The sequence below is a fragment of the Sphingomonas sp. AC522 genome, from assembly GCF_979258125.1.
Genome location: NZ_OZ409836.1, coordinates 3,335,260 through 3,354,258, shown reverse-complemented (window position 1 = coordinate 3,354,258; position 18,999 = coordinate 3,335,260). Strand labels below are relative to the sequence as shown.

Sequence of the window (18,999 nt, the reverse complement as noted above, 5' to 3'; positions counted from 1 at the left end):
CAAACTGGCGATAGCGCGGGGCCATGGAACATCGCAAACCTTACTTCTTCGTCGGGATCGGCGGATCGGGAATGATGCCGCTCGCGATGATCCTGGCGGGGCAGGGTGCCAAGGTATCGGGATCGGACCGCAGCCTGGATTCGGGGCGCTTGCCCGCCAAGTTCGATGATCTTGCAAAGCGTGGCGTGACGCTGTTTCCGCAGGATGGCAGCGGAGTTTCGAGCGGGCAGATCGTAGTGGCGTCGGCGGCAATCGAGGCGGATGTGCCCGATATGATCGCGGCGGAAGCGGCGGGATGCGAGCGGATGACGCGGGCGGAATTGCTTGCCAGCCTGTTCAACGCAGCGCCGATGCGGATCGGAGTGGCGGGAACCAGCGGCAAATCGACCGTGACCGGGATGATCGGGTGGATATTGCATGCCTGCGGGCGCGATCCCACGGTGATGAATGGCGCGGTGATGAAGAACTTCGCCAATCCCGACGCGCCGTTTGCCAGTGCGTTGGTGGGCCAAGGTGAGGCGTTCGTCAGCGAAGTCGATGAGAGCGATGGATCGATCGCGCTCTATTCGCCGCGGATCGCCGTGCTCAACAATGTCAGCCTCGATCACAAGAGCCTGGAGGAATTGCGCGACTTGTTTGGCGCTTTCGCGGCCAAGGCAGTCACGACGGTCGTCAATGTCGGCGACGCGGAGAGCGCGGCGCTGGCGATGGGGCTGGAGCGCAAGCTCAGCTTTGCCGTGGAAGGCGAGGCCGATCTGGCGGCGCGCAACCTGGCGCCCGAGGCTTATTCAATTGGCTTCGATCTCGAATATCGCGGCGAGACGCACCGCGTGCATCTGGGCGTACCCGGGCGGCACAATGTCGCTAACGCGCTGGCGGCGATCGGGGCGGCGACGCTGGCCGGCGTGCCCCTGACGGATGCGGTTGCCGCGATTGAGGGGTTTGCGGGGCTCAAGCGGCGCTTCGAACTGGTCGGCGAGGCCGGCCGAGTCGCAGTGATCGACGATTTTGGGCACAATCCCGATAAAATCGCCGCCACCATCGATACGCTGCATGCTTTCCCGGGACGATTGCTGCTGCTTTTTCAGCCGCATGGCTATGGCCCGCTCAAGGTGATGCGCAGCGAGCTAGTGGCGATGTTCGCCAGCAAATTGCGCGCCGACGATCTGCTCGTCTTGCCCGACCCGGTCTATCATGGCGGCACTGCCAATCGCGAGGTGACCAGCGCGCATATCGTCGCGGACGTTACGGCAACTGGGAAACAGGCGATGCACATCCCCGACCGTGCGGCGGCGGCGGCGCATCTGGCGGCGACCGCGCAGCGGGGTGACCGCATCGTTGTAATGGGCGCGCGCGACGATACGCTGAGCCTCCTGGCGGCGGGAATGCTGGAAGAATTGGCGCGCTAGCGGGCAGTTTGTTTCGCGATTGTTGCCGGCTCATGGACTTTCCAGCAATTTAGGACCATTATGGTTACGCTCCGATTAGGGGGGAGCGGCCAATGAACCTCGTCCAGTTGCTCAATTGCGCGCGCGGAAAGCATGTGCGCAGCCGCGGGCATGCCCATCAGGATGGCGAGAGCTTTCGATCGCGTTGCCGCGGCTGCGGCAAGCCGATGATCCGCACGCAGCATGGCTGGGTAACCGAATCGGGCACGACCGCCAGCCGGGCCTGACCGCGTGATCCGGCGTGCGTTCGTGGCGGCCTTCTGGCTTGCGCTGGTGTTCGCCTTCGTCATGGCGACTTTGCCGCATCCTCCCAATGTGCCCTTGGCTCCCACCGACAAGGTCCAGCACATCGTGGCCTTTGCCGTTCTGACAGTGCTGGGGAGTGGGGCTTATGCCGGCCGCCCGCTTGCTTTGCTGCTCTGGCTGGCCGGGTTCGGCGTGCTGATCGAAGTCGTGCAGGTAATCCCGGCTCTGCACCGCTCCTCGGAACTCATGGACTGGCTAGCGGACGTGGCTGCGGTGCTGATCACGCTCGGGATCGTCCTCGGGCTGCGCCGGCTGGGGCTCCGGCCGGCCGCGTAAGGGCCGGCGTCCATGCCTTGCATACATCCTTTGGAAAGCCACCGTCTCAGGACGCGACCTGCGGCGTCGCGCTCGCTTTCCTTTATGGAAAGCGTCATGGACATTATATACTTGACAAAGCAGCGGTGACGCGCCCATAAGAGGGCATGACGAACATCACCGCCCCCCGCTTCATCGACGCAGACGCCGCCCGCGAGCATCTGGAAGCCCTGCGCTGGCCGGAAGGCCCGGTCTGCCCGCACTGTGGCTGCCTCGATGCGAAGCGCCTGCCTGACCAGCGCGGCAAGCCTAGCAAGAAGAACCCGGAAGGCTCGATCCGCAAGGGCGTCATTCAGTGCAACGCATGCCGCCAGCAGTTCACCGTCACCGTTGGGACCGTGTTCGCAGACAGCAAGGTTCCGCTGAACAAGTGGCTGCTTGCGAACCATCTGATTGTATCGAGCAAGAAGGGCATTTCGGCCCACCAGCTGCACCGCATGCTAGGCGTCACCTACAAGACGGCTTGGTTCATGGCGCACCGCATCCGCGAAGCCATGATCTCGACCGATGACACCCCCATGGGCGGCGACGGCGGCATGGTCGAAGTGGACGAAACCTACATTGGCCGCGTCCCCGGCGAGAGCCGCATGGCGATCCACAACAAGAACAAGGTGCTGTCGCTCGTTGAGCGCGCAACGGGCCGCGCAACGTCAATCGTGTTCACCGGCCACTTTAGCGCCGCGTCGATCGCGCCGATCCTCGCCAAGCATATCGCGCCGGAAGCCCGCCTTATGACGGACGGCGCGCAGATGTATAAGGCAGTCGGCAAGGCCTACGCTTCGCACACCTACGTTGACCACGCTCGCGGCGAGTATGTCCGCCGTGCCGACGCCACGATCCACACGAACACGATTGAGGGCTTCTTCGGCATCTTCAAGCGCGGCATGCGCGGCATCTACCAGCATTGCGGCTCGCAGCACTTGCAGCGCTATCTTGCCGAGTTCGATTTCCGCTACACGAACCGCGTTGCAGTCGGCGTTGCCGATGACGAGCGCGCCGACATTGCCCTCCGCGGCATCGCCGGTAAGCGCCTGACCTATCGGCGGACTGCTGGCTTCGCAGCCTAAGCATCCCGCGCTAGGGCGTAAGCGCGTGTTTAAGGGCGGGGCCTACGGCTCCCGCTGGATGCTTCCGCCGTGGATGATGAAGGATTAAAATCGATCGCGCGGGTAGATAGGTCGAGCAAGTAGCCGCCGCGCTTGCTCGGTCAGGCGATCAAGTTGTGCCGTATTTTCACGGGCTTGCTTGGGATCATGGCGGAACGCGTAGCTGACGTATGACATGCCAAGAGCCATGAACCTGCCTTGTGGCTCTCACCATCACAAAGGTTAGGTGTGGTTCTCTTTCCCGTGCGGGCTGATTGGCCGTCCCCGCCGCCGAGGCTCGCTTGACTCCGTAAGCGGCTCGTGGCGCTTTGGCGGGGTGCTCAGCATGCGGCGGAGTACATCATCTTCGCTGATCTGGCGTACCGTCATTGCAACGTCTCCGGTCCCGGCACGAAGCGGGAGATTGCCGACATAGCCTCAATTTCGGTGCCGCGGTAGGTGTGCACACCGTCAAGGCGGGATTGGGCGAGGGCGTACGTACCTTCCGCCAGCGGATTGTCCTTTGAGCGCTCGACTAAGAGAATGACTGGCGTGTCCTGATTCTGGTACTTCGCCAACTCCATCTTGAGCACCAAGGCGGTCAACCCCTTGGCGTTCGTCGTGGCCAGGATCACGGCTACCGGGGGCCTGTCTGGAGCGCGTATAACCACGTCGGCCTCGATGCCGGTCATCTTTGCCGACACCGGCACATTCTCTTCGACCTTCGCCACGCCGTCGAATTTTGCGTGCAGGTCGCGCACGGCATCGTCACGCCACGACTGCTTCACCCGTTCCACCGTGAGCAACGCCAGATCGTGCACGCGCAACATCAAGGCCGTGAATTTCACCGCCGCGTCCGCTATCTCCGCGACCGGCACATCTGCGGTTCGGATGACCCCGGCGTCCTCGTCATACGAGGCGTCATGCTGCGCGAGTAGATCCGAGAAGGCTGCGTACCTTGCGCCGCGCTTATCTAGCGAAACGTTTCCCGCTTCCAGTAAACCAACGGTCGCGCCATCATCCTCAAGGTGCGCGATGCCGCCTGCCTCGTTAACGATGAAGAACACTACCGGATCGCCGTCCGGAAGGCGATACGGCGTTTGCACCGCCCACCCCACAAGCACGCGTTCCACATGAAGCTGAGCGCAGAATGCATGGCAAAGCTGCTCCTTCATGCGCCAAACTCCATTGGAGGGGCTGACACGTTGAACAGCTTATAAGCGAGTTTGAAAGCGTCGGTTTTGCTGACTTGCTGAGGTGGGCCGCTGCACTGGTGACGGCGCTCCTTAGAGCCCCCGGCTTTCACCGCTCCGCGTGGAACGTCCACCAGCGCGCCGGTCTTCCAGTGGCAGTGCCAACCATCGTGCGAATGATGAAATTCCACACGCCCAATTACGGCTTGGTCGCCGCCGAATGTCGCGCCCAGCCATGCCCAGTATTGGCTTTTACCCGCGTCGAATGCCACTAACAGGCGATATTCCTGCGCGGCATCCGCAACTACGTGAACCGACCACTGCCAAGCCTTGGACAGTTTTAGCTTGGTGACGTGCGCCAGCGGGAACTCAGCTTTGGTGATATTGCCACTGTGCCAAGCGCCCGCGCTAACGAGCACTTTCTCTGTCCTCAAGGCGGCAAGTGCTTTCACGCGCCGAGGCGTATAGCACCCGCTCTAAAGGATCAAATAACGCCGGCCTGTCCCCTGAGGGGGTACGCGTGTCGGTGTGCTTTGTCATGTATATAATGTCCAGCGTCATTGACAAACCCTCCCGCGATACGTAAAGCTCCCTTTACTGATTCGAAAGGGAGCTTTACATGAAGACCAATACTCCTGCGGGGCGGCGTTATCTGAAGCGGTTCGTGCCGACCATGACCGCCTATGTCGTTTCGCTGTTCAGCGCGACCTGGGCGCTGCGGCATTTCGAGCCGCAGGGCATTGCGCTGGTCTTTCTCTCGATCCTGCCTGCGCTGCCGATCATCGCCGTGATCGGCGTGATGGGGCTCTATCTGATCGAGGAGACGGACGAGTATCTGCGCTCGCGCCTCGTCACGGCGATGCTCGGCGGGCTGGGGCTGATGCTGAGCATCACTTCGGCCTGGGGCTTCATGGAGGAAGCGGGCGTCTTGCCGCACATGCCGGCCTATTTCGCCTTCATCCTGTGGTGCGCCGGCATGGGCCTGACCCAGTGCGCGATGGTGCTGCGTGAGCGCATGGCGGGGGGCGGCGAATGAATAATCGCCTTCGCGTGCTGCGCGCCGAGCGCGCCTGGAGCCAGCAGGACCTGGCCGAGCGGCTCGAAGTCTCGCGCCAGAGCGTCAACGCCATCGAGACCGGCCGCTACGATCCGTCGCTGCCGCTCGCCTTCCGCATCGCCGACCTGTTCGAAATGGCGATCGAGGACATCTTCACCAATCCTTCCAAGGAAACCGCACTATGAACCGCATTCTTCGCAACGCCGCCTGCCGCAAGGGCCGGCTCCCGCTCTACGCCATCCTTGTCGCGATCTGGGCCGCAAACGGCTCGCCGGGGTTCAGCGCTCCTGTCCAGCCTGCCGCAGTTCGGCCTGCCGCAGCGCAGACCGCGCCCGCCAATTTGATCCAGATGGACCATATTTCTGTGCAGGTGATCGGCAAAGGTTCGCCGGTAATCCTGATCCCCGGCCTCTCCAGCCCGCGCGCGGTGTGGGACGGGGTCGCGCCCGAGCTGGCCAAAGGCCATGCGGTCTATCTGGTGCAGGTCAATGGCTTTGCCGGCGAGGACCCGCGTGCCAATCTGGCGCCGGGGGTGATCGACGGATTGGTCGCCGATCTCCACAAGCTTATCGTGGACCGCAAGTTGGTGAAGCCCGCGGTGATCGGCCATTCGCTGGGCGGGCTCGCGACGCTGATGCTGGCCAAGGCGCATCCCGGCGATGTCGGCAAGGCGATGATCGTCGATGCGCTGCCGTTTGCCGGATCCGCCTTCTTTCCCGGTGCGACCCTGGAGGCCGTCAAGCCGCAGGCCGAGATATTCCGTACCCGGATGACGGGGCTCTACGGCAAGCCGGTGCCCGATGCGATGCTGAGCGCGATCGCCAACACCAATGCGCTCAAGCCGGAATCGCGCGAAATGGTGAAGGCCTGGTCGGCAAAGGCCGACATGCGGGTTTCGGCGCAGGCAATGTACGAGGATCTGCTGACCGACCTGCGCGGGCAATTGAGCGGGATCGCGGCGCCGATGACGGTGCTGGTGCCCTGGACCGCGGCGCGTGGCGAGGAAGCGGTGCTGGGATTTTACCGCAACGAATATGCCGGGACGCCGAAGCTCGATGTGCGCGGCGTGGGCGATAGCGGGCATTTCATCATGCTCGACCAGCCCGAGGCGTTTCGAGCGGCGCTGATGGCGTTCCTCGCCCAGTAAGCATTCGTCATTCCGCGAAGCGGGAACCCAGGGTGGCGGAAGTTTTCGCTCGTGGCTTTGGGTCCCCGCTCGCGCGGGGATGACGGCGAAGGAGCGCGCGACGCGCTCGCAATCTTTTCAGGAAATCCAAAATGATCCGTAATATCCTGTTCGCGCTCGCGATTGCCGCGAGCGTTCCCTCCTTTGCGTCCGCGCAACCCGCGCCTGCTCCCGCCGCGGCGATCCAGATGGATCGCATCTCGGTGCAAGTGATCGGCAAGGGCGCGCCGGTGATCCTGATCCCCGGCCTCGGCAGCCCGCGTGCCGCCTGGGACGCAGTTACGCCTGAGCTGGCCAAGGGACACAGCGTCTATCTGGTGCAGGTCAACGGCTTTGGCGGGGACGATCCGCGAGGCAATCTCATGCCGGGCCTGATCGAGGGCGTGGTCGCGGATATCCGTACGCTGATCGCCGCGCGCAAGCTCAAGAGCCCGGCGGTGGTCGGGCACTCGATGGGCGGGCTGATCGGGCTGATGCTGGCGGCGCGGCATCCGGATCTGGTCGGGCGGCTGATGGTGGTCGATGCCCTGCCATTCTTCGCCGTGCAGCTGGCCCCTCCCGGGACCCAGCTGACCGTCGACATGGTCGCGCCGCGGGCCGCGCAGATGCGCGATGCCGTCGCTGCGGGCTATGGCAAGCCGGCGAGCCGCGCGGCTGCCGAAGCCAACGTCGCGACGCTGACGCGCAAGCCCGAGGGGCGGGCAAGGGCAGTCGAATGGGCAATGGCGGCGGACGCGCGAGTGGTGGCGCAGGCGCTCTACGAGAATTTGACCACCGATCTGCGCGGCGAACTCAAGGCGATCCGCGCGCCGGCGACGATCGCTTATGCCTGGAACGCGGAATATCCGCGCCAGGCGCCCGCGGATGCATTCTTCCGCGGCCAATATGCCGGGCTCGCGCAAGCCGAATTCGTCGGGATCGGGGATTCGGCGCACTTCATCATGCTCGATCAGCCGGACGCGTTCCGCGCTGCGCTGATGGCGTTCCTGGCGCGCAAATGAAGGCGGAGCCCCGGGGCGCTCACGAAAACCCCGGGGCTCCTAGCTGAAGCTCTTTCTCCCCCGCTGCGCGAGGGAGGAATGAGAAAGGTCAATAGGTGCCGCGGAAGCTGCGGTTGAGATTGTGATCGCCGCGCCAATCGTTGCGGTCGTCGCGTTCGTCGCCGAAAAATGCGCCCGAGCGCTCTTCGTCCTTCCACGCGGCATGGGCTTCGTCCGCGGTCTTGCGCAGCGTCACCTTGTCGGAGACCGAATCGACCCAGCGCGAGGGGATCGAATGGTGGTGGCCGCGGGCCTCGCTGTCATTCTTGGTCAGGATGATGCGGTCGCCGCGGACCTTGTCGACCGTGCCGACATGGCTGCCGTCGGAGCCCACGACTTCCATATGCTCGGCGACGCGGCGGACGCTGTCGCGCTGGCCCTGGCGCTCGCTGCGCCACGAGCTGAATTCGTTGTGGAAGCGCTGGGCATGCTCGCGGCGATATTCGTCATAGTCGCGGTCGAGTTCGTCGATCCGCTCGCGGCGCCAGGCGCCATAGGCCTGATCGTGATTGCGCAGGTCGCGCTCGCGCCGCTGCTCGGCTTCGCTGTCGCCGAACCAGGAGCGGACTTCGTCGCCCGCGCGCTCGAGGAAGCCGCGGTCGTGATTGTCGCGGCCCTGCTGTTCGCGGCCGCGCGGATAGTCGCGATCGGCGCGGGGGCGGTAATCGCCTTGATTGTAGTGCTCGTCGCGGCTGCGGAATCGGTCCGAGCCGCGATCCAGATCCGTGCCGGCTGCGGCATAATCCCGCGCGCTCGGATGCCGCGAGGTGCGATAATCGGAGGACCCGCTGACCTGATACTGGTCCTCGGGGCCGAAGAAGCGATCGTCTGAATATCGGTCTGCCATGGGTCCATCTCCGTGCGGCTGGCGGGTATGCTCGTTCCGATTCAAGCGGCTGAAACCTATGTTGGTTCCAGGCGGAACGGGGCCGGGGAGCCGTCCGGCGCATGGCGGATGCGCTTCGCCGCGCGCGCGGATGCAGTTGCATCGGGCAGTGGCGGGAGTTAATGAAAATGCCTCCCGGGGGTGCTCGGGCCAGGCGGCGGGGCTGTAGCTCAGATGGGAGAGCGCTGCAATCGCACTGCAGAGGTCAGGGGTTCGATTCCCCTCAGCTCCACCAACCGCTTTACCCTGCTTTGCCGTATCACTCGCTGGCGACAAAGGCCCCGCGTTCGCGGTCCTTCATGACGCGCAGCCCGTCGAACACCGTGCCGTTCATCGTGATATAAACGCCGGGCGGGGCGATTTGCGCTGCGGCGAAGGCCATGCCGAGATTGAATGCGGCATCGCTCTCGGCGAAGCGCGCGGGGGCAAGCGCGCCGACCAGCACCATCGTCTTGCCGGGAATGGCAGCCAGCGCGCGCGCGGTCTCGGTCATCGTATCGGTGCCATGGGTAATGACGATGCGCGAATGCGGCGCGCAGGCGATGCGCGCGGCAAGCGCGGCGCGGTCCGCGTCGACAATCTCGAGACTGTCCTTGCGCATGACTTCATCGATCTCGAACGGCTGGCCGACCCGCGCGACCTCAAGCAGCCGCGCGATCACGGTGTCGGTGATCGAATATTGGCTGAGTGCGTCGAAATACTGCTTGTCGATCGTGCCGCCGGTCGTGAGCACAAGGATCGGCTGATCGGGCATGGTTCTCGCTTCTCCGCTGTCGCTCGATGCGCCTTAGCGACGACGATGCGCGGCGGCCAGTGGGGTGTTTTTGAGAGCTTGCTTGCGAAGCGAAAAATGGTGCCCAGAAGAGGACTCGAACCTCCACGGCCTTGCGACCGCCAGCACCTGAAGCTGGTGCGTCTACCAATTCCGCCATCTGGGCACGGGGTAGGCGGTGGCCACTACGGGTGGGGGTGGGGGCTGTCAACCGGTCTCGCCGGGGGTTTCGTCGCTTTTTGAGGAATGTGGCGGTCAGTGCCCATTGTCGCTCCAATGGGGCGGATCGCTGAGCAGCTTGATGGCGCCGTAGGTGGCGCCGATCTTGTGAAGGTCGAAGTTGGCGTCGCCGGTGCGGGGAGCAGCGAGGGGCCATTTCTTGCCGGTCTTGTCCTTGACCTGGATCGTGCCGGTCCAGCCGATCGTCATGTCGATCGCGCGGCCCTCGATGTGGAGCGACGTCAGCGAGGGCTGGTAGGCGATGGCGAACAGGTCGGACATTTCCCTCGCGCCCGCTTTCGATCTGGCGAGGTCGCCATGATCCCAGCGGATCGCCAGGCCGGACAGGGCGGGCACGTCCCTGGGGGCGACTTCGCCGCGGGAGATGCGCCAGCTATAATGCATGAGGTGGGCGCGGGTGCGGTTGCGGCGGGTGGCGGAGATGGCGACCTTGGCGCCGGCTTCCTTGAGCGCATCGATGAAGGCCGCGGCGCGCTCGCGAAAGGGGGAGGCGAGGTCGGCAAGCTTGTCGCTGTTCGGATATTTGGCCTGGTTGTCGCGCCACCAGGCGGCGCCGCTAAGCGAGGCCTGCGAGCCCTGGCCGCCTGCCAGCGCAGTCCAGGTCTTGCCGCCAGGGGTGACGAGGCCATCGGGCTTGGGGAGGCCGACGACTTGCGCCTGATAGGCTGTGATCGCGGCGATGGTGCGCGTGCCGCAATCGCCGTCGGGCGTAAGCTGAGGCTGGCCGGTTGCCGCAAGCCAATCGTTGAGGAGATGCTGGACGACGATGACGTCGGCCAGATCGTTGATGCCGCCTTTGCCTACCGATGCGCCGATCGCCATTGCCTGCCTCCCCGCTGATTGGGACGGAGGCGTAACGGGCGATTCCCTACATTGCTAGACGGGTGGGCTAGCTGCCGAAGACGCGGGCGAAGATCGTGTCGACTTGCTTGTAGTGATAGCCGAGGTCGAACTTGTCTTCGAGCTGCTCCGGGCCGAGCGCGGCGGTCACCTGAGGGTCGGCCTTGAGCAACTCGAGCAGCGAGAGCTGCCCGTCGGATTCCCAGACCTTCATCGCGTTGCGCTGGACCAGGGCATAGGCATCCTCGCGGCTGATCCCGGCTTGCGTCAGCGCGAGCAGAACGCGCTGCGAATGGACGAGGCCGCCCATGCGATCGAGATTCTTCTGCATGCGCTCGGGGTAAATCAGCAGCTTGTCGACTACGCCGGTGAGGCGGGCGAGCGCGAAATCGAGCGTGATGGTCGCGTCGGGGCCGATATAGCGCTCGACCGAGGAGTGGCTGATGTCCCGCTCGTGCCACAGGGCCACATTCTCCATCGCCGGGATGGTCGCGCTACGGACCATGCGGGCGAGGCCGGTGAGATTTTCGGTGAGCACCGGGTTGCGCTTGTGCGGCATCGCCGAGCTGCCCTTCTGGCCCGGCGAGAAATATTCCTCGGCTTCGAGCACTTCGGTGCGCTGCAGGTGGCGGATCTCGGTAGCGAGGCGCTCGATCGAGCTGGCGATGACGCCGAGCGTGGCAAAGAACATCGCGTGGCGATCACGCGGGATGACCTGGGTCGAGACGGGCTCCACAGATAGCCCGAGCTTGGCGGCAACATGCGCTTCCACGCGCGGATCGATATTGGCGAAGGTGCCGACTGCGCCCGAGATCGCACAGGTGGCGATATCTTCGCGGGCGGCGATCAGGCGGGCGCGGTTACGGGCGAATTCGGCATGGGCCTGGGCGAGCTTGAGGCCGAAGGTGACCGGCTCGGCATGGATGCCGTGGCTGCGACCGATCGTGGGAGTGAGCTTATGCTCCTTGGCGCGGCGCTCGAGCACGATGAGCAAATGGTCGATATCGGCGATCAGGATATCGGCGGCGCGGGCAAGCTGGACCGCGAGGGCCGTGTCGAGCACGTCGGAGCTGGTCATGCCCTGGTGCATGTAGCGAGCCTCATCGCCAACCTGCTCGGCGACCCAGGTGAGGAAGGCGATGACGTCATGCTTGGTGACGGCTTCGATCGCGTCGATCGCGGCGACGTCGATTACGGGCTTGGTTGCCCACCATTTCCACAAGGCGTCCGCGGCTTCCCTGGGCACCACGCCGAGATCCGCCAGCGCCTCGGTCGCGTGCGCCTCGATCTCGAACCAGATCGCCAGGCGGCTCTCGGGCGACCAGATCGCAGTCATTTCGGGGCGCGCGTAACGGGGGACCATCTCATGCCTTTCGCTGGGATTGGCGCGCCGATAGCAAGCGGCCTCTAGACTTGCCAGCGGAAGCGGCCGGTGATCGGCCAGTCGAGCAGGGCATCCTCCTCGCGCGCGCCGACGCCGATATTGTGACGGATGAGCGGTGCCTCGGCGCCGCGCGGTCCGTCACGATGCCGATATGCGTGCCCGTGCCCGTGCCCGTGCCGGCGACCAGCGACGTGAAGATGTGGCCAGCCTGCCAGCCAGTGCCATCGCGCAGTACAGGCAGGCGCGTGCCCTGTCGCGTAAGGAAGCGGGCGAGATTGGGGACGCGGCCGTGATCGATTCTGCGATCGGGGGGGGGCGAGGCCCGATTCCGCGGATAGGCGGCGAAGGCCCTGCGCATATCGGCATTGACCAGTGCCTTGAGATCGACGCCGAAAGCATCGCGATAGGCGCGGATAAGCACGTCGGTGCACGCCCTTTTCGCGGGGGGCATCGCCATTGGGGAAGGGAAGCGCGGTGTAAGCAGGGTCGTAACGAAACGTTATGCCCAATCGGTGCGCGCCGAGGCGATTAGCGCCCGGGCGCGGGGTGTCGCCTTATACGGTTCGGCGACCGGAGGCGGGGCGCGGAGGCGGCATGCAGGCTGACAGGGCCGGTGGTGACGGTACCAGGGATGAAATGGCGACGATCGATCATGACGCCCCACAAGACAGTGATCATGGCGCAGGCGTTGCCAAAGCGCCACACGGCAAATGCAAAGCGATGAGCCGACACAACTGCACGATAAGACGAGGCTACAGGCTTTAAAGAACGGAACATTACAGAAAGTTCATAGGTTGGAAGGTTGAGATATTCGAGATCAGTGCTGGCGTCGTTAAGTATCGATGCAGCACCATGAAGGAGAGATTATAATGTTGAAGACCGTTCTTCTTGCTACATCCATGCTGGTTGCCGCGCCCGTCTTTGCGCAGGACAAGCCGGCAACAACCGATGCGCAGACGACTCAGGAAACGCCTGCCACGACTACGACAGCTCCGGCGACCGACGACGCCGCGCCCGACGCGACTGATGCTCCCGCAACAGCGGCGACTGCTCCGCAGGCCACGACTGCTCCCGCCGCTCAGGCTGCGCAGCCGACTCCGGCCCAGTCGGCCGACGCTGCGGCCCAGCCTGCGCCGACCGACCCCACTCCGGCAGCGCCGGCGCAGAGCGCCGCGGCGCAGCCGGCCCCTGCCGCACAGCCTGCAGCGAGCCAGGAACAGGTGGCTGAGGCCGTGGGCCGCGATTTCGGGACCTATGACAAGGATGCCGACGGCGCGCTGAACGCCACCGAGTTCACTACCTGGATGGGCACCCTGCGCAAGGCGGTCGAGCCGAATTTCACGGCGGATTCGCCGGAGGGCAAGACCTGGGCCACCCAGGCTTTCACTTCGGCCGATGCCGACAAGAGCACGAGCATCAACAAGCAGGAACTGACTGCGTTCCTGACGCCCAAGGCTTCGTAACGCCGCACGCATGGCGTGACTCCCGACGCCCGCCGGACTTGCCTCCGGCGGGCGGTTGGTTGTGGAGCGTTTCCCTAGGTCGGGGCGTTGGCCGCGTTCCGAATTCGTCTTCCGCGAAGGCGGGGATCCGCTTTGATTGGCTGCATGGAAGGAAGAAGCGGGCGGGGGTGACGGTTGATTTAAGGCTCGGCTCAGCTGCTAAATCAGCCCCTGGCCGCGCAGGCTCGAATGGCCGTTCGCGCCCATGATGATGTGGTCGTGGACGGCGATGTTGAGGCGCTTCCCGGCCTCGGCGATATTGCGGGTGATCTCGATATCGGCGCGGCTTGGGGAGGGATCGCCCGAGGGGTGGTTGTGGACGAGGATCAGTGCGGCCGAACCCAAATCGATCGCGCGGCGGATGACTTCGCGGACATAGACTGCGGCCTCGTCGATCGAGCCTTCGGACATCAGTTCGTCGCGGATCAGCATGTTCTTGGAATTGAGATGGAGCACGCGGAAGCGCTCGATGCTGTGATGCGCCATGTCGGCGCGGAGATAGTCGAGCAGGGCCTGCCAATTGGCCAGGACGGGCTTTTCGGCGACCTGCTCGCGGAGCAGGCGGAGGGCGGCGGCGTGGGCGATCTTAATCGCGGCGGCGCTGGTTTCGCCCATTCCCTTGACGCGAGTGAGCGCCTCCGCATCCGCGGTGAGGACGCCGGCGATGCCGCCGAATTCCTTTATCAGGGCCTTGGCCAGCGGCTTGGTATCCCCCTGGCGGATGGCGAGGCCGAGGATATATTCGACTAGCTCGTGATCGAGCAGTGCTTCCGCACCGCCTTCGAACATCCGCCGGCGCAGGCGCTCGCGATGGCCCTTATTGTCGGGGGTGTCGTCGGACATGAGCGAGGTATGCGTGGACGATTGGGCGGGCGCAACGCTCTACTATCGTCATCCCTGCGAAAGCGGGGAGCCAGGGTCCCCGCTTTCGCAGGGATGACGGCTGTAGCCGTCAGGGTGACGTGATCCCGCGAGGTCGTCTGGGCGAGGCCGATCCGGGCTGCGTCGCAACGGTTGACTCACCCCAGCACCCTGCTAAAGCGCCCCTGCCTTGGCGGGCTCGCCTTTGGGCACAAGCGCTTGGCCCTGCCGCATGCGGCATCTGGGAGAAGCGATTTGGCCGAAGAACAGCCCGGACTGGACCCCTTGCCCGAGGATGCACGCCTGGACTCGCTCGACGAGCGGTTGCGGCGAGCGAAATCGGACGAGGCGATCAGGAACGGCACCGGCGCCGATAAAGGCCAGGATGATTACAACCTGGGCAATCGCGTGCTGGCCGAACTGATCGGCGGTATGGCCGGAGGTGCGCTGATCGGGTGGGTGCTCGATCGTTTTCTGGGCACTTCCCCCTGGCTCCTGCTCGCGCTGCTCTTCCTGGGCATCATAGCGGCGTTCAGGAATATCATTCGGATTTCGAACAAGCGCTCGAAGTGAGATTCTTCGGGCGCTTTGGCTAATGAGGCGGACGAACAAGCGTGGCGGCTGAATCAGGCAAGATCGACCCGATGCACCAGTTCGAGATCCAGACTGTCTGGGATCCGGGCTTCAGCATCGCGGGTCACCCGATCGTCCTCACCAATTCGGCGGTGTGGATGCTGGCGGCGGCTGTTGCCCTGTGGGCATTCATGCTGCTCGGCATGAAGCGCCAGGTGATCCCCACCCGCGGCCAGATGCTGGTCGAGAATTTCACCGGTTTCGTTACCAAGCTGGTCGACGACAATATCGGTCATGGCGGGCGCAAATACGTCCCCTACATCTTCTCGCTGTTCATGTTCATCCTGTTCGCCAACCTGCTGGGACTTCTCCCGCTGGGGCTGGTGGGCCTGCACCCCTTCACCTTCACCAGCCATTTCACCGTGACTGGCGTGCTGGCGATCATGAGCTTCTCGATCGTGCTGATCGTCGGCTTCTGGAAGCATGGTCTGAAGTTCTTCTCGCTGTTCGTGCCGCACGGCACCCCGCTGTGGCTGATCTGGCTGATCCCCGTGATCGAGCTCGTCTCGTTCATGGTCCGCCCCTTCTCGCTGGGCTTGCGACTATTCGTGGCGATGATCGCCGGGCATATTCTTCTCAAGGTGCTCGCGGGCTTCGTGATCAATGCCGGCAATGCCGGGTTGGTCCCCGGCCTCGGCGTCGGCATCCCCAGCTTCGCGCTGATGATCGGCATTTCCGCACTCGAAGTGCTGGTCGCCGGCATCCAGGCCTATGTCTTTGCATTGCTCACGTCGCTGTACATTCACGACGCCGAGCATCTGCACTAAGTTTTTTCCACCCAACCTACAGATATCGAAGCAGGAGTTTTTGAAATGGACGCAGAAGCAGCAAAGCTGATCGGTGCAGGTCTGGCCGCCATCGGCGCCGGCATGGCCGCCATCGGTGTGGGCAACGTGTTCGGTTCGTTCCTCGAGGGCGCGCTGCGCAATCCGGGCGCGGCCGATGGCCAGCAGGGCCGTCTCTTCATCGGCTTCGCGGCCGCCGAGCTTCTCGGCCTGCTCGCGTTCGTCGTCGCGATGATCCTGATCTTCGTCGCCTAACTTTCTCCGTTTCGGGCCGGGGTTCGCCCCGGCCCGCAACCGGACAGGATTGAAATGCCTCAGATCTCTCAGCTCGCCGAGACGTTTGCGTCCCAGATTTTCTGGCTGCTGCTGACGTTCGGCTTCGTCTTCTTCGTGGTCGGCAAGATGATGCTGCCGCGGGTGTTGTCGACCGTCGACGCGCGCGACCAGTCGGTTGCGGGCGATCTTGCGGCGGCGGAAGCCGCGCGTGCCGCGGCGGACCATGCTGAGGAAAGCTGGCGGGTGCAGGAGAATGCGGCGCGCGAAGCCGCCCAGAAGCGCGTCGCCGAGGCACGCGCCCAGGGTGCGGCCAATGCCGAGATCGTCCTCGGGACCGGCAATGCCGCCAACGATGCGAAGCTGGCCGAGGCCGAGGCGCGCATCGCGAGCGCCAGCCAGGCCGCGATGGCCGAGATCGAAGCGGTTGCGGCCGAAGCGGCGGCAGAGATCGTCGCGCGGATCTCGGGCGCAACGGTGAGCCCCGCTGAGGCGCAGCAGGCAGTGAAGGCAGCGCTCAATGGCTGATCCCCAGACCCCCGGCGATGCCGAAGTCGCGCACAACCTTGCCGAGGCCAAGCATGGCGAAGGCATGGCCGTGCCGCATACCGGCGCCCAAGCGCTGACCACTGAGCATGGCGGCGTCGGCCCGACCGAAGGCCATCACGCCGATCCCGCAATCTTCGGGCTCGACGCGACCGTCTGGGTCTCTATCGCGATGGCGGTGTTCATCGCGATCCTGCTCTGGAAGAAGGTGCCGTCGCTGATCACGCGCGGGCTCGACAATCAGATTGCAGCGATCCGCACGCGTCTCGACGAAGCCAAGCAACTCCGCGCCGAAGCCGAAACGCTCCGCGACGAATATGCCCGCAAGATCGCCGGCGCCGAAGCCGAGGCTGCCGCAATGATCGCGCATGCCGACGAAGAAGCCAAGGGCGTTCTCGCCAAGGCCGAGGCGGATGCCAAGGACCTGACTACGCGCCGCGGACGGATGGCCGAGGACAAGATCGCCGCCGCCGAGCGCGCTGCGATCTCGGAAATCCGCGCCAAGACCGCCGAGGCCGCCACCAAGGCCGCCGCCGCGATCATCGCGCAGAAGCACGATGCGGGTGCCGACAAGGCGCTGGTCGACAAGACGATCGCGGGGCTGGGCCGGCTGAACTGAGCCCGGTTAGCCGATGCGAGGTTAGAGAAGCCCCGGCCCTTGCGCCGGGGTTTTTCGTTTGGGTTGCCGCTGGATGAGAATAACGGCTCGGCGCAGCGCTCCGCTAGAGCTTGTTGCGGATCACGCCGATCCAGATCTTGCGGTCGTCGGCGAGCCGGCCCTGAGCATCGAGCCGCCAATCCGACCGGGTGACCGAACCGCCGACCTTCTGGAACCAGACATTGCCGCCGATGCTGCTGCACCGGCCATCGACGACTTCGACCACCACATCGACATGCGAGTCGAAGAAGCGCTGTTCGTCCAACTGTTCGAGCGCCCCGGCATAGCTTGCGGGTGGATCGCGCTCGCCGCGCGAATTCCAGATCAGATCGCCAACGCGCGGGATTGCGAGCGCGGGATCGCGGAGAGTGAGTTTGTCGCTCATCCCGTCATGGCGGCGGATGCGATCGACATAGAGTGAGTGGGTCTCGTCGCCCCAGAATGCGTCGCCCGCGCCGGCTTCGGCGAAGCACCAACTGATGAAGGCCGCCGACCAGGGCTCGGGGGTCAGGCCGTTCCAGTCGGGGCGGCCGACTGCATCCCAATAATCGCCGATGCGCGCCGTGAAGGGTGGCTCGTCGAGATTGGCGCCGAGGTGCCAGCTATCGTCGAGACGGCGCGTGGTGCGGCGGAAACTGTCCCATTCGCGCGTGGCGACGGCGACCAGGCGGGCGGCGATCGATCCTATCACTTGGCGGTCAGGGCCGCATTGACGAGGGTAGTCATTGCCTTGAAACCCGATTGGTTTGCGCTCATGCCCGCCGCGGCCATGCCGGTTTCGGGCGAATAGGCGGCGTAGGTGCCCCAGAAGCCGCTGTGCCAATATACATCGCCCTGGGGGGTGTGGCGGACGAAGATGCCAAAGCGATAGGTGTCGGCATTCTTGTGGCGGCCTTCGCCGAGCATCACCTGGAGCGTGGCGGGGCGGGCGAAGATGCGGCCCTCGAACAGCGCCTTGAAGAAGATCGCCAAGTCACGCGGGCTCATCACGATGCCGCCGCCGCCAAACAGATCGAACGAGGCATCGACGGCGGTCACGTCCGTATCGCCGAGAAACTGGCGCGCGCGGGGGAGGGCGCCCTTGCGCGGCTGTTCGAACACTTCCCAATAAGCGGAGCGCAGGCCGAGCGCGTCCAGCTTCAATTGCTCGCGCACTGCGGCGGCGAGGTTCTTGCCCGTCACGCGCTCGATGATTTCGCCGAGCAAGATGTAGCCGTCGTCCGAATATTTGAATTCGGTGCCGGGGGCGGTCTGGGGGTCGGCATATTCGGTGAGCAGGCTTATCAGGCTCTCGCGCGTCCATTTATGGCCGGGATCGCTGCGCATCGCGGCTTCGTAGCGCGGGTCGCTGCCGTGATCATAGAGTCCGGCGGAGTGGCCAAGCAGGTGGCGCACGGTGATGGTGGCGGTATCGTATTTGTCGGCCTTGAGCTTCGCGTCGAGAACCGGATCGATCAGCGGGCCGATCGGCGCGTCGAGATCCACGCGGCCCTGCTCCCACAGCCGCAACAAGGTCGCGGCGACGAAGGTCTTGGTGTTGCTGGCAATCCGCATCGGCATGTCGGGGGTGAGCCCCTTGCTCGCCGCACTGTAATCGCCATCCGGGCCGGTCACGAAGATCGCAGTCGGGTGTTCGAGCGGCGCCAGTTGCGCGGCCAGCGCCTGCGACCGCGGATCGGCGGGCTGGGCCTGGGCGATGGCCGGAAGCGCCAGGGCAAAGGCGAGAGCGAGCTTCAGCATGCTAACACACGAGCATGGCGCCCCACCCGCGGTCAAGCTAATGCGCTGGCATGACCATGCGAAGCTGGCTGAACCTCGCCGCGATCCTCACTTCACTGCTGATCCTGCTCGCTCTGTTCGCGGCATGGCGCAGCGCCAACCCGCTGCCGCTCACGGCCGAGGAAATTCAGGCCCGCACCGCCGCCGAGATCAACCGCATCGAAGCGCGCGCCGCCGAGATGGAGCGCAACGCTGCCGTACCCTAGGCTC

25 protein-coding genes and 2 tRNA genes are annotated in these 18,999 nt (G+C 64.6%); 16 read left to right on the top strand and 11 right to left on the bottom strand.

Features of this window, described 5'->3' with window-relative positions; all coding sequences use genetic code 11:
* Positions 1 to 23 precede the first annotated feature (23 nt).
* The 4 genes from ACZZZM_RS16810 (at position 24) to ACZZZM_RS16795 (ending at position 3,136) form a co-directional block, all read left to right on the top strand.
* Complete coding sequence (locus tag ACZZZM_RS16810) at positions 24 to 1,409, top strand: UDP-N-acetylmuramate--L-alanine ligase (RefSeq protein WP_463596219.1); 1,386 nt, start codon at positions 24 to 26, stop codon at positions 1,407 to 1,409.
* 92 nt (positions 1,410 to 1,501) lie between these two features.
* On the top strand, positions 1,502 to 1,675 hold the full coding sequence (locus ACZZZM_RS16805; protein WP_463596218.1) for a hypothetical protein: 174 nt from the start codon (positions 1,502 to 1,504) through the stop codon (positions 1,673 to 1,675).
* 4 nt (positions 1,676 to 1,679) lie between these two features.
* Positions 1,680 to 2,030 (top strand): VanZ family protein, encoded by a 351-nt coding sequence (locus ACZZZM_RS16800; RefSeq protein WP_463596217.1) that lies wholly within the window; start codon positions 1,680 to 1,682, stop codon positions 2,028 to 2,030.
* A 146-nt stretch (positions 2,031 to 2,176) separates the two neighbouring features.
* A complete protein-coding gene (locus ACZZZM_RS16795; protein WP_463596216.1) occupies positions 2,177 to 3,136 on the top strand; it encodes an IS1595 family transposase in 960 nt (319 codons plus the stop codon).
* A 404-nt stretch (positions 3,137 to 3,540) separates the two neighbouring features.
* Here ACZZZM_RS16795 and ACZZZM_RS16790 read toward each other — a convergent pair whose 3' ends face one another.
* Positions 3,541 to 4,329 (bottom strand): DUF1828 domain-containing protein, encoded by a 789-nt coding sequence (locus ACZZZM_RS16790; protein WP_463596215.1) that lies wholly within the window; start codon positions 4,327 to 4,329, stop codon positions 3,541 to 3,543.
* Positions 4,326 to 4,799 carry a hypothetical protein gene (locus tag ACZZZM_RS16785; RefSeq protein WP_463596214.1) on the bottom strand — a complete coding sequence of 158 codons (474 nt, stop codon included), beginning with the start codon at positions 4,797 to 4,799 and terminating at the stop codon, positions 4,326 to 4,328. The genes ACZZZM_RS16790 and ACZZZM_RS16785 overlap by 4 nt, the downstream gene beginning before the upstream one ends.
* A 167-nt stretch (positions 4,800 to 4,966) precedes the next feature.
* On the opposite strand from ACZZZM_RS16785, the gene ACZZZM_RS16780 reads away from it, so the two are divergent.
* The 4 genes from ACZZZM_RS16780 to ACZZZM_RS16765 all read left to right on the top strand — a co-directional run bounded on the left by ACZZZM_RS16780 (position 4,967) and on the right by ACZZZM_RS16765 (position 7,591).
* Positions 4,967 to 5,383: a hypothetical protein gene (locus ACZZZM_RS16780; RefSeq protein ID WP_463596213.1), complete on the top strand. Its 417-nt coding sequence runs from the start codon at positions 4,967 to 4,969 to the stop codon at positions 5,381 to 5,383.
* The gene (locus ACZZZM_RS16775; RefSeq protein WP_463596212.1) at positions 5,380 to 5,589 is read left to right on the top strand and encodes a helix-turn-helix transcriptional regulator; all 210 of its coding nucleotides are present in this window, start codon (positions 5,380 to 5,382) and stop codon (positions 5,587 to 5,589) included. The genes ACZZZM_RS16780 and ACZZZM_RS16775 overlap by 4 nt, the downstream gene beginning before the upstream one ends.
* Entirely contained in the window at positions 5,586 to 6,551 is a 966-nt protein-coding gene (locus ACZZZM_RS16770) for an alpha/beta fold hydrolase (RefSeq protein ID WP_463596211.1), read from the top strand. The genes ACZZZM_RS16775 and ACZZZM_RS16770 overlap by 4 nt, the downstream gene beginning before the upstream one ends.
* A gap of 131 nt (positions 6,552 to 6,682) precedes the next feature.
* Positions 6,683 to 7,591 (top strand): alpha/beta fold hydrolase, encoded by a 909-nt coding sequence (locus ACZZZM_RS16765; RefSeq protein ID WP_463596210.1) that lies wholly within the window; start codon positions 6,683 to 6,685, stop codon positions 7,589 to 7,591.
* Positions 7,592 to 7,679: 88 nt separating this feature from the next.
* On the opposite strand, the gene ACZZZM_RS16760 is transcribed toward ACZZZM_RS16765, so the two are convergent.
* Complete coding sequence (locus ACZZZM_RS16760) at positions 7,680 to 8,477, bottom strand: DUF2171 domain-containing protein (protein ID WP_463596209.1); 798 nt, start codon at positions 8,475 to 8,477, stop codon at positions 7,680 to 7,682.
* A gap of 198 nt (positions 8,478 to 8,675) precedes the next feature.
* Here ACZZZM_RS16760 and ACZZZM_RS16755 point away from each other — a divergent pair.
* Positions 8,676 to 8,751 (top strand) — tRNA-Ala (locus tag ACZZZM_RS16755).
* 24 nt (positions 8,752 to 8,775) lie between these two features.
* Here the strand turns inward: ACZZZM_RS16755 and ACZZZM_RS16750 are convergent.
* The 5 genes from ACZZZM_RS16750 to ACZZZM_RS16730 all read right to left on the bottom strand — a co-directional run bounded on the left by ACZZZM_RS16750 (position 8,776) and on the right by ACZZZM_RS16730 (position 12,209).
* Positions 8,776 to 9,270 (bottom strand): asparaginase domain-containing protein, encoded by a 495-nt coding sequence (locus ACZZZM_RS16750; protein ID WP_463596208.1) that lies wholly within the window; start codon positions 9,268 to 9,270, stop codon positions 8,776 to 8,778.
* A gap of 97 nt (positions 9,271 to 9,367) precedes the next feature.
* Positions 9,368 to 9,454: transfer RNA gene (locus ACZZZM_RS16745), tRNA-Leu, on the bottom strand.
* A gap of 89 nt (positions 9,455 to 9,543) precedes the next feature.
* Positions 9,544 to 10,350, bottom strand: a complete 807-nt coding sequence (locus ACZZZM_RS16740; RefSeq protein WP_463596207.1) for a peptidoglycan-binding domain-containing protein — start codon at positions 10,348 to 10,350, stop codon at positions 9,544 to 9,546.
* Between the two features lie 67 nt (positions 10,351 to 10,417).
* Positions 10,418 to 11,731, bottom strand: coding sequence for an adenylosuccinate lyase (gene purB / locus ACZZZM_RS16735; protein WP_463596206.1), 1,314 nt, complete (start codon positions 11,729 to 11,731; stop codon positions 10,418 to 10,420).
* Between the two features lies 1 nt (position 11,732).
* Positions 11,733 to 12,209, bottom strand: coding sequence for a DUF1287 domain-containing protein (locus ACZZZM_RS16730; RefSeq protein ID WP_463596205.1), 477 nt, complete (start codon positions 12,207 to 12,209; stop codon positions 11,733 to 11,735).
* 412 nt (positions 12,210 to 12,621) lie between these two features.
* Between ACZZZM_RS16730 and ACZZZM_RS16725 the strand changes: the two genes are divergently transcribed.
* Positions 12,622 to 13,215, top strand: coding sequence for an EF-hand domain-containing protein (locus tag ACZZZM_RS16725; RefSeq protein ID WP_463596204.1), 594 nt, complete (start codon positions 12,622 to 12,624; stop codon positions 13,213 to 13,215).
* 198 nt (positions 13,216 to 13,413) lie between these two features.
* On the opposite strand, the gene radC is transcribed toward ACZZZM_RS16725, so the two are convergent.
* A complete protein-coding gene (gene radC, locus ACZZZM_RS16720; RefSeq protein WP_463596203.1) occupies positions 13,414 to 14,097 on the bottom strand; it encodes a RadC family protein in 684 nt (227 codons plus the stop codon).
* Between the two features lie 273 nt (positions 14,098 to 14,370).
* Between radC and ACZZZM_RS16715 the strand changes: the two genes are divergently transcribed.
* Genes ACZZZM_RS16715 through ACZZZM_RS16695 form a run of 5 tightly spaced genes read left to right on the top strand, consistent with a single transcriptional unit; the run spans position 14,371 to position 16,971 of the window.
* Positions 14,371 to 14,688, top strand: coding sequence for an AtpZ/AtpI family protein (locus ACZZZM_RS16715; protein ID WP_463596202.1), 318 nt, complete (start codon positions 14,371 to 14,373; stop codon positions 14,686 to 14,688).
* 41 nt (positions 14,689 to 14,729) lie between these two features.
* The gene (locus ACZZZM_RS16710; RefSeq protein WP_463596201.1) at positions 14,730 to 15,515 is read left to right on the top strand and encodes a F0F1 ATP synthase subunit A; all 786 of its coding nucleotides are present in this window, start codon (positions 14,730 to 14,732) and stop codon (positions 15,513 to 15,515) included.
* Positions 15,516 to 15,560: 45 nt separating this feature from the next.
* The gene (locus ACZZZM_RS16705; protein ID WP_044330387.1) at positions 15,561 to 15,788 is read left to right on the top strand and encodes a F0F1 ATP synthase subunit C; all 228 of its coding nucleotides are present in this window, start codon (positions 15,561 to 15,563) and stop codon (positions 15,786 to 15,788) included.
* Between the two features lie 54 nt (positions 15,789 to 15,842).
* The gene (locus tag ACZZZM_RS16700; protein WP_463596200.1) at positions 15,843 to 16,334 is read left to right on the top strand and encodes a F0F1 ATP synthase subunit B family protein; all 492 of its coding nucleotides are present in this window, start codon (positions 15,843 to 15,845) and stop codon (positions 16,332 to 16,334) included.
* A complete protein-coding gene (locus ACZZZM_RS16695) occupies positions 16,327 to 16,971 on the top strand; it encodes a F0F1 ATP synthase subunit B family protein (protein ID WP_463596199.1) in 645 nt (214 codons plus the stop codon). Before ACZZZM_RS16700 ends, ACZZZM_RS16695 begins: the two co-directional genes overlap by 8 nt.
* A gap of 103 nt (positions 16,972 to 17,074) precedes the next feature.
* Here the strand turns inward: ACZZZM_RS16695 and ACZZZM_RS16690 are convergent, their stop codons facing one another.
* Positions 17,075 to 17,701, bottom strand: a complete 627-nt coding sequence (locus tag ACZZZM_RS16690) for a DUF2272 domain-containing protein (RefSeq protein WP_463596198.1) — start codon at positions 17,699 to 17,701, stop codon at positions 17,075 to 17,077.
* Positions 17,698 to 18,750: a serine hydrolase domain-containing protein gene (locus tag ACZZZM_RS16685; RefSeq protein ID WP_463596197.1), complete on the bottom strand. Its 1,053-nt coding sequence runs from the start codon at positions 18,748 to 18,750 to the stop codon at positions 17,698 to 17,700. Before ACZZZM_RS16685 ends, ACZZZM_RS16690 begins: the two co-directional genes overlap by 4 nt.
* Positions 18,751 to 18,800: 50 nt before the next feature.
* Between ACZZZM_RS16685 and ACZZZM_RS16680 the strand changes: the two genes are divergently transcribed.
* Complete coding sequence (locus ACZZZM_RS16680) at positions 18,801 to 18,995, top strand: hypothetical protein (protein WP_463596196.1); 195 nt, start codon at positions 18,801 to 18,803, stop codon at positions 18,993 to 18,995.
* Positions 18,996 to 18,999 lie beyond the last annotated feature (4 nt).